The organism is Finegoldia sp. BIOML-A4, from assembly GCF_009679635.1.
Classification (GTDB): Bacteria; Bacillota; Clostridia; order Tissierellales; family Peptoniphilaceae; genus Finegoldia; species Finegoldia magna.
The window spans coordinates 117,894-125,506 of record NZ_WKZC01000006.1 but is presented as its reverse complement, the minus strand read 5'-3'; the positions used below and the strand labels follow the sequence as shown (position 1 = coordinate 125,506).

9 protein-coding genes are annotated in these 7,613 nt (G+C 31.5%); all 9 read right to left on the bottom strand.

Annotated elements, in window-relative coordinates:
• Positions 1–203 (bottom strand): hypothetical protein (locus GKG01_RS06345; protein ID WP_206670693.1); only part of this gene is annotated, 203 nt, incomplete at its 3' end.
• Positions 190–429 carry a hypothetical protein gene (locus GKG01_RS06340; RefSeq protein ID WP_002838498.1) on the bottom strand — a complete coding sequence of 80 codons (240 nt, stop codon included), beginning with the start codon at positions 427–429 and terminating at the stop codon, positions 190–192. The genes GKG01_RS06345 and GKG01_RS06340, both read right to left, overlap by 14 nt.
• Positions 430–443: 14 nt before the next feature.
• The gene (locus GKG01_RS06335) at positions 444–3,011 is read right to left on the bottom strand and encodes a C40 family peptidase (RefSeq protein WP_154271844.1); all 2,568 of its coding nucleotides are present in this window, start codon (positions 3,009–3,011) and stop codon (positions 444–446) included.
• Between the two features lie 7 nt (positions 3,012–3,018).
• The gene (locus GKG01_RS06330; RefSeq protein ID WP_154271843.1) at positions 3,019–5,442 is read right to left on the bottom strand and encodes a VirB4-like conjugal transfer ATPase, CD1110 family; all 2,424 of its coding nucleotides are present in this window, start codon (positions 5,440–5,442) and stop codon (positions 3,019–3,021) included.
• The gene (locus tag GKG01_RS06325; RefSeq protein WP_154271842.1) at positions 5,333–5,743 is read right to left on the bottom strand and encodes a PrgI family protein; all 411 of its coding nucleotides are present in this window, start codon (positions 5,741–5,743) and stop codon (positions 5,333–5,335) included. The genes GKG01_RS06330 and GKG01_RS06325 overlap by 110 nt, the downstream gene beginning before the upstream one ends.
• Before the next feature lies 1 nt (position 5,744).
• The gene (locus tag GKG01_RS06320) at positions 5,745–6,035 is read right to left on the bottom strand and encodes a hypothetical protein (RefSeq protein ID WP_154271841.1); all 291 of its coding nucleotides are present in this window, start codon (positions 6,033–6,035) and stop codon (positions 5,745–5,747) included.
• A gap of 9 nt (positions 6,036–6,044) precedes the next feature.
• A complete protein-coding gene (locus GKG01_RS06315) occupies positions 6,045–6,908 on the bottom strand; it encodes a VirB6/TrbL-like conjugal transfer protein, CD1112 family (protein WP_019138740.1) in 864 nt (287 codons plus the stop codon).
• Positions 6,909–6,918: 10 nt separating this feature from the next.
• Positions 6,919–7,134, bottom strand: a complete 216-nt coding sequence (locus GKG01_RS06310) for a Maff2 family mobile element protein (RefSeq protein WP_000394203.1) — start codon at positions 7,132–7,134, stop codon at positions 6,919–6,921.
• Position 7,135: 1 nt separating this feature from the next.
• Positions 7,136–7,447, bottom strand: coding sequence for a hypothetical protein (locus GKG01_RS06305; RefSeq protein WP_002839977.1), 312 nt, complete (start codon positions 7,445–7,447; stop codon positions 7,136–7,138).
• Positions 7,448–7,613: the final 166 nt, after the last annotated feature.

The following is a 7,613-nucleotide window of genomic DNA, read 5'->3' as shown; positions in this document are numbered from 1 at the left end:
AATACTAGAATATTTGTCTTCTCTTTCTTTTCTAAGCCCTTATCACTAAAGGCAATTATATTTCCCTCAGAGGAATATATAAAATCATCTTCCGTCCAAGTAACATCAGACTTTGCAAACGCACTTGTATGCACAGTTGATGTTAAAACTAATAAAAGAGCCATAAAAAAGGCTCTTAGTCTGTTCGTATTAAATTTCTTCATTATGAATGTTCTCCTTTTCTTTTAATTTTTCTTCTCTTTTTCTATCATTGATTTTCTCCATTAATTCTTCCAAGCTAATATTGTTCCTCCTAAGAGTTACAATTATTTCTTCATTTTCAACTTGTATTTCTTCATCGCAAATTTCCTTGTATTTTGCATTTAAATCTTTCAATTTCTCTTCTATTTTTTTCTTTTTATTCCTAATACTTACAAGTTTTCTGTTCACATAATATCTCCCTTCTATCTTGGTCTTCCAAAACCATAAAAGTGTGATTTCCAATATTTTGAATTTATTGATGTGTATTGAATTGGATCTCCTGCGTGAATCATCATTCCGTTACCTGCGTATATTCCTACGTGAGATATTGGTGTTCCACTGTTATATGTTGAGTGGAAAAATATAATATCTCCAGGTTGAGCTTCACTTGGACTTACTGGGTTACAATAGTCTTTGTATATTCTCCATGCAGTTGTTCTTGGCATTCTCTTTACTCCTGACTTTGTGAATGACCAACATACAAAACCTGAGCAGTCAAAGTTAGATGGTCCACTTGCTCCAAATACATATCTTTTTCCTATATGTTTTTCTGCTTCATTAAAAAGAGCCTTGGCAGTAGCTGAATCAAAAGCTAGACCAGGATTTCCAAAGTTTGGATTGTCTACTATTTCTCCTAAGTCCCCATTTCCTGATCCAAAAACATCTCCCATATTTCCCTTAGCTTCAAGAAGAGCTTCATAATGAACTACATTGTCTGGATAATCTTTAAATATTTCTCTAACTACTTCATCCATACCTTTTTTCTTTAAAGTTACAATTAACTTTTTATATTCGTACTCTTCTTTTTCATAGCTAGTATAAGGATTGCCACGACTATCATATCTTGTTCTTGCTACTGTTCTTGTTCTGATTTCAATTTCTTCCTTAAAATCAAGTTTATATATCTTATCGAAAAGTTCTTTTAAAATTCCTTTTACTTCAGATGCTGATTTTACTTCTCCACATCTTGAAGTTATATAGGATAAAAGTTCATGGGTATTATGACCAATTTCTCCTTCTTTATTTATAATGTATTCGTCATATCCAGGATGACTTGTTTTTACACTTTCTATTTGTGATTGTAGGTCATATTCCATTGATGAAAATTCTTGATTAACTTCATTTAGAACTGTATCTTGTGATAGGTATGTTGTTGTCATTACTGAGTTAACAGCGTTGCTTAATCCACTCATGCCAACACTTCCACCACCAATCATGATTGATAGCATAAGACCTAGTCCTATTACTAGAAATAGAACCATCTTACTTTTTCTAACAATCAGCTCTTTAGAAGCCTTACCTAGACTTAAAATAGCTTTTTTAACTCTATCTACAAGTCTTGTTTCGTGCTTTTTAGCTATCATGCTCTTCATTTGCTTTCTCTGGTAAAACTTATTAAATCTATTTTTCTTTATATAGGCATCTGATTTTTTTAAATCTTCCAAGCCGCTTTTAAACTCCAGCTTGCTTTTTCTCTTTCTTATTTTCTTATCAAGTTTAGATAGCTTTTTTAAGGACTTTTTCTTTTTGTCTAGCTTATACTTCCTTATTCCATGCTGGAGTTTAGAGCTTACATTAGCGACCTTTTCTCCAGATTCTACACCAGTATTGTCAGATCCTGAACTTAAATAATCTCTCACTAACTCTGAAGACTTTGCTCCAGATAATAAAACCCCAGAAGATAGACTTCCTTTAGTTTTATTCTTTAAAATATTATCCTTTAGCTTGCTTTTAGACTTTTCAAGCTCTCCAATCTTTTTATCTGAGATAAAATCTTTAACATCTGGTGATTTCTTAGAATCTTTCGGTGTACCTTTCTTAGATTCATTTTTTAAGTCATCGATTTTCTTTCGAGTGAATTTATCACTCTCATAATTTTTTCTCTTATAGTAAGTCTTCTTTTTATTAACTTTCTTTTGTTCTGAAGTTTTAAGGCTTGTTTCCTTTTCATCTTTTATAAATTCTTTAAGCTCAGAATTATCAAAAGTCTTATCTGTATCAACTTGGCTTAGCTTACTTTCTTTATCTATTTCTTTAGAAATTTTTCCCTTATCTCTAAACTTCTTTTCTTGATAAAGCTTCTGCTTTTGCTTTTTATCGATACTAGTATTACTCTCGTTCTTACTTACTTCATCTTTAACAAGCTTATCTTTTCTATATATTCTCTTGCTTTTCTTTGCTTCGATAGGTTTATCTTCACTTGTCTGGATTCGCTTAGACTCTTTCTCGTTGATTTTGCCTTGGAATTTATCTTTACTATGGATAAGTTTATCTTCATAATTTTTAAGAACTTGTCTTTTACTTGATGGCTTCTTATTGCTTATTACTTCAGAGTTCGCTGAAATATCATCTGTTGTTAGTTTATTAGAATTAATATTTCTACTGTTTTCACTATCAAAATTCACCTTTTTGAAGTCTACATCTAAGTCTTCATCAAGTTTAAAGCTCTCATCTGTCCTTATTTCAAGATTAGCTTGTTTTGTTCCTCCAGCCTTATCCTTATTATCTAAAACTTCTTTTCTGATTCTTTCCTTGTTTTTAGACTTCTGAAAATCTTTTAATTTATCTTGTTTTTGATCTTTAGCTAATACATTCTCATGGATAAGTTTAGATTCTTTTTCTGATATTTTATCTCCGAACCTATCCTTAGTCTTAATTATCTTATTGGTATAATCATCTGAATGAACAAGTTTACTATCTACATTCTTTTCAGGAGCATCCCTATTTCGTATAATTTTCTTTTGAAAATCTTTTTTTAGTTTTTTATCCATATCACACCTACTTAGCTTCTTCTGGTTTTGTTGTCATTAGCTTATATAACATGGTGTCTTTAGGGAATTTATCTACAAAGGGAACAATAGTATTTCCAAAGAATAATAGTCCCTCACCTGCATTTGAGTTAGTAATATAGTTTAACTGATAAGGCGATATTTTTAATTTCTTAGCAAGAATATCCCTATCTCCAGATGCTTGATTTAACATTAGAACAAAGTCTGTATTGTCAAAGATATTTTCAATTTCCTGACTTGTTAAAAGGTCTTTTACGTTTTGAGTTATGCCTGTTGGAATACCACCCCATTTTCTAAATCTTTTCCAGATTTCTACTGAATATGAAGCAGTTTGTGGGTCTTTTAATAAAAGGTGGAACTCATCTATATAGTATCTTGTAGACTTGCTTCCTCTATTTAGGGAAACCTTGTTCCAAACTTGGTCTTGAATTACAAGCATACCTATTTTTTTAAGTTGTGTTCCTAGCTCTTTTATATCAAAACAAAGCAATTGTCTATTTAGGTCAACATTTGACCTATTATTAAAGACATTAAGACTTCCCTTAACATAAATTTCCATTTCTGTTGCGAGCTTCCTACCAACTCCCTCTTCTTGGGATAGGAGCATATCGTATAAATCTCCTAATATAGGCATATTTTCTGGTCTTGGGTCTTCAAAATACTTTTGATATATCTTTGGTAAGCACCTATCTATAACAGATTTTTCTGCAGCAGTAAGACCAGATCCTCCTACTACAAGTTCAAGCATAGACATTATGAAGTTTGCCTTATCCTTTAAAGGTGCGTCCCCATCTCCATAGTTCATATTAATATCTAGTGGATTTAGGTAGTCCTTTGACTTTGCCGAAACTTTAATAACTTCTCCATTAAATTGTTTTACAAGGTTTGAATACTCGCCTTCAGGATCACAAATAATTACATCATCGTCTGTTACAAGAATTGCATTTGCCATCTCTCTCTTTGCCGAGAAAGATTTACCAGAACCTGGTGTACCCAATATTAATCCGTTAGGATTCTTAAGTTTCTTCCTATCTGCCATAATCAAGTTTTGGCTAAGAGCATTTAATCCATAGTACAAAGAATTTGCCGAATCAATAAATAGCTCTTCTGTTGTAAAAGGCATAAATACTGCCGTTGATGATGAAGTTAAAAATCTTTTTATTTCGACTTGATTAACTCCTAAAGGTAAGGCAGAAACAAGTCCTTGCTCTTGTTGGTGAGATAATCTTTTCACTTGACAATTATGTCTATTTGCAATTGATGAAATTTGAGCAATGGTGTTTTCTAGTTTTTGATTAGTCCTAGCAAAATTCATCATTACTATGGTAACTACAAAGAGCCTTTCATCTCTATTTTGTAAGTCAGATAACATGGACTTAACATCAGCACCAAAAGTATTTATATCTGAAGGAATAATATCCATATCATATCCAGCACGAACTGCTTTCTTTTGTTCTTCGATTTTCATTCTGTCTAAGTCTGTGTTTTTTCTCTTAATGAGTTTAATAGCTTCTGCTTGTTCAACTACATCTATATGAAAAGCTACATAAATATTGTCATCAATATCTAAAAATTCAGATAACATTCTGTCTGATAACTCACTTGCAAGTATTTGAAAATGGCTTACTGCTCCAATGAATTTCCCAAATTTAAAATTATTTGCTGGTGCAAAATTAAAGATATTGGGAGTTATATGTGATTTTGTAGACTCTTTCTTCTTCAAATCTTTATATGAAAAATCAAAGTTTTTGTCTGGATTTAACATATCATGAACAAGCCTTAGTCTTTCTTCGCCATCAAGAGTTTCTGCTCTTACTCCCATAGATTTAAAGTTAGATAAAATATCTACTTCAAGTCTATTTAACTTTGCTCTTGCTTGCTCTAGGTTATCGGCTTCTGTGGTAAAGGTTATATACTTCATCTTTTTAAGTCCGTTATTTCCCTTTGCAAGTTGAAGCTTTAACATCTCCCTAAACTCTTTTCTTACATCGTCATAGAAGTCTCCCTTATCAGCAATTTTAATTGCGTCTTGTAGGTCTATATTTCTTCCTAATTGATTTACATATGAAAGTTCAATGTGGACACTTGGATCAAAAGAATTTAAAAAGTTGGCAAATTGGTTAAAGATTAAATCTCTATCTTCTTCCAATGCCAACTGGTAATTTATATCTTGAAATGAAATTGTCTTTGAATAATTTTTTTCATCTAACTGGCAAATGCCCTCTGGTAACATTCTTATATATGGAATTGTATCCTCAACAGTAAATCTCTTTTTCTCTTTTTTTAAAAGTACACTTAGAAGACTATTTGTTGGATCTTTCTTTGTTTTTAGCCTTCTTACTTCCTTTCGGTCTTTTTTTAATTGTTTTTCCCTTAGATTTAAGTCGCTGATTTGCTTTTTTCTTTGCTTCAAGGTATGCCCCCTTTCTTATTCTCTTAGTTGGTTGATAAAACTTATGAAGATAGAAAAATCTAAAATATTTTTCAAAGGTTAAGGTGTCTTTTTCATATAAGGTTATAAAAAAGATTGGCAGGGTTACTATTAGCATTACAATAATTGAAACATCATTAGGTAGATATTTCTTCATAAATAAATAGGTTGGTATGCCAATTAGTCCTGCCACAGAAAAACCTATAAGTTGTCTTTTAGTTAAGTTAAAGGCAACCTTTGTTTTAATCTTGTCCAAATCTTTTGGTATTGGTACATACGCCATTTTAATCTCCCTCTACTTCTTCTTTGGAAAGTTCAAGTATATGGTCATAATTAGATGTTGTTTCTTCTTCCAGGTAGCTAATTCTTTCTTCTAATTCTTCTTGTTTTTCTTCATTTTTGTCATTGTATTCTCCTTGATACATAACAAATTCATTATGACATCTTCCGAGTCTATTTATTCTTTTCCTTAAGTTTCTAATCTCTTCATTTCTTTTTTTCTCTTTTAAGATTTCATAAGTTCCTCCCAATAAAATTCCAAGTCCCAATAAAGCACAATTTTTCTTTTTTAACATTTATTCCTCCTAGTGCGTATTCATAATACTTTTTGCAACTGTTCCACTCTTAAACATCATAAGTCCAAGTAGTAGAGCATATCCTAATATACTAAACAAGCTTGCGTGAATATCTGTAACCTGTACCGTTCTTATTAAAACGGTGTAGATACCTAAACATATCATCAAAAACAAACCTTGTAGTCCCAAGGCAAAAAGTCCCTTGATATAATTTGTTCCAATCTGACCCCATTCTTTATTTCCCATAGTCGCAAATGGTATGGATGATACTGATGAGTAGACATATATTTCAAACATACGCCCATATACTATTAAGGTAATAGTTAAAGATATACATTGAATTGCAATCCTTACAAGGCTTGTTTCAACTAATATCATTATTAATGCACCAACATCTTTTTCTTTTAATGTATCAACCATTGCAACTATCTGATCTCCTGAAACAGTGGCAGAAGTAGTGATTACCCCTGCCGCTTTGTTTACAAGATTTTGTGCCACATCAAAGACTGCCATTGAAAATTCAAAGGCATGGCTTGCAAGGTAGACTGCTATAAACATCTTTATAATGTATTTAAAAAACTCAAAAGTATCTGTATCGTGCATATTATTCTTTTGCATAACCATATTTATGAGTTCAATACATAAAACTGCTGTTATGATAAGACCTGCTATTGGAACGATCACATTATCATTAATGTTTTTTATGAAGTTATACACTTCTCCATTCCAACCCATTGGTGTCTTCCCAACATCAGTTGCAATAACTCCTACCTTGTCATTTATATCTAAGAACATGGACTCAAGATTTGCTTTGATACCTCCGAGTAGCATATCCTTAAAAAATTCAGTTAGCTTGTCAAAGATACCAAACATAGACTTTCTCCTATTTTAAAGCATTTGCAAGTAGTGGAATTAATTTAATACCGATTAGTACAATTCCCCCACCAGCCATAAGCTGCTTAATACCTTGAGATTTAGCACCAGGGTTATCATTACCATAACCTTCCATTAAGTTAATAACTCCCCATGCTCCTAAACCTGCACCAATTGCAGTTACAAGTGTCTTTAAAACTCCAACTCCAGCTGTAAAAAATTCCATATTATTCCTCCTCGTTTTCTTTCTTATTTTCTATTTTATTTAGTGATTTAACTATAAAATTCTTGTAGACCTTATCTCCTTTTTTGTTTTCTTTGAAATATCCAAAGACATGGATTAGATCTCCTTTATCTAATTCTTTTGCACGTTCGCTTTTTTCTCCGTAGACTGAACAATTTATATATTCTTTTCCTTTACCATATTTTTTAATGAGAGTAAAATTTGCTACATCTACTTTTTCTCCATCTCTTTCAAATTCTGATAATTCCACTTCTTTAACTAAATTTGCATTAATATTTATCATTTCTCTATCCATTAATTTCTTCTCCTTAATCTATAAATTTCAATTAAAAAAGCGACTGGATCTATTTATTTCCAATCGCTATACATTATTCCTTATTAAATTGTTCTAAGTAGGAGCTCTTATCCTTAACATCTTAACCTCCTAATTTTGAGTATAAAAAAAGCAGTAAACTTTATAA

Excerpts from the sequence above, each read along its gene's own strand:
- GKG01_RS06315 (WP_019138740.1), bottom strand. The coding sequence starts at position 6,908 with ATGTTTGGTATCTTTGACAAGCTAACTGAATTTTTTAAGGATATGCTA.
- GKG01_RS06335 (WP_154271844.1), bottom strand. The coding sequence starts at position 3,011 with ATGGATAAAAAACTAAAAAAAGATTTTCAAAAGAAAATTATACGAAAT.
- GKG01_RS06320 (WP_154271841.1), bottom strand. The coding sequence starts at position 6,035 with ATGTTAAAAAAGAAAAATTGTGCTTTATTGGGACTTGGAATTTTATTG.
- GKG01_RS06325 (WP_154271842.1), bottom strand. The coding sequence starts at position 5,743 with ATGGCGTATGTACCAATACCAAAAGATTTGGACAAGATTAAAACAAAG.
- GKG01_RS06310 (WP_000394203.1), bottom strand. The coding sequence starts at position 7,134 with ATGGAATTTTTTACAGCTGGAGTTGGAGTTTTAAAGACACTTGTAACT.
- GKG01_RS06305 (WP_002839977.1), bottom strand. The coding sequence starts at position 7,447 with ATGGATAGAGAAATGATAAATATTAATGCAAATTTAGTTAAAGAAGTG.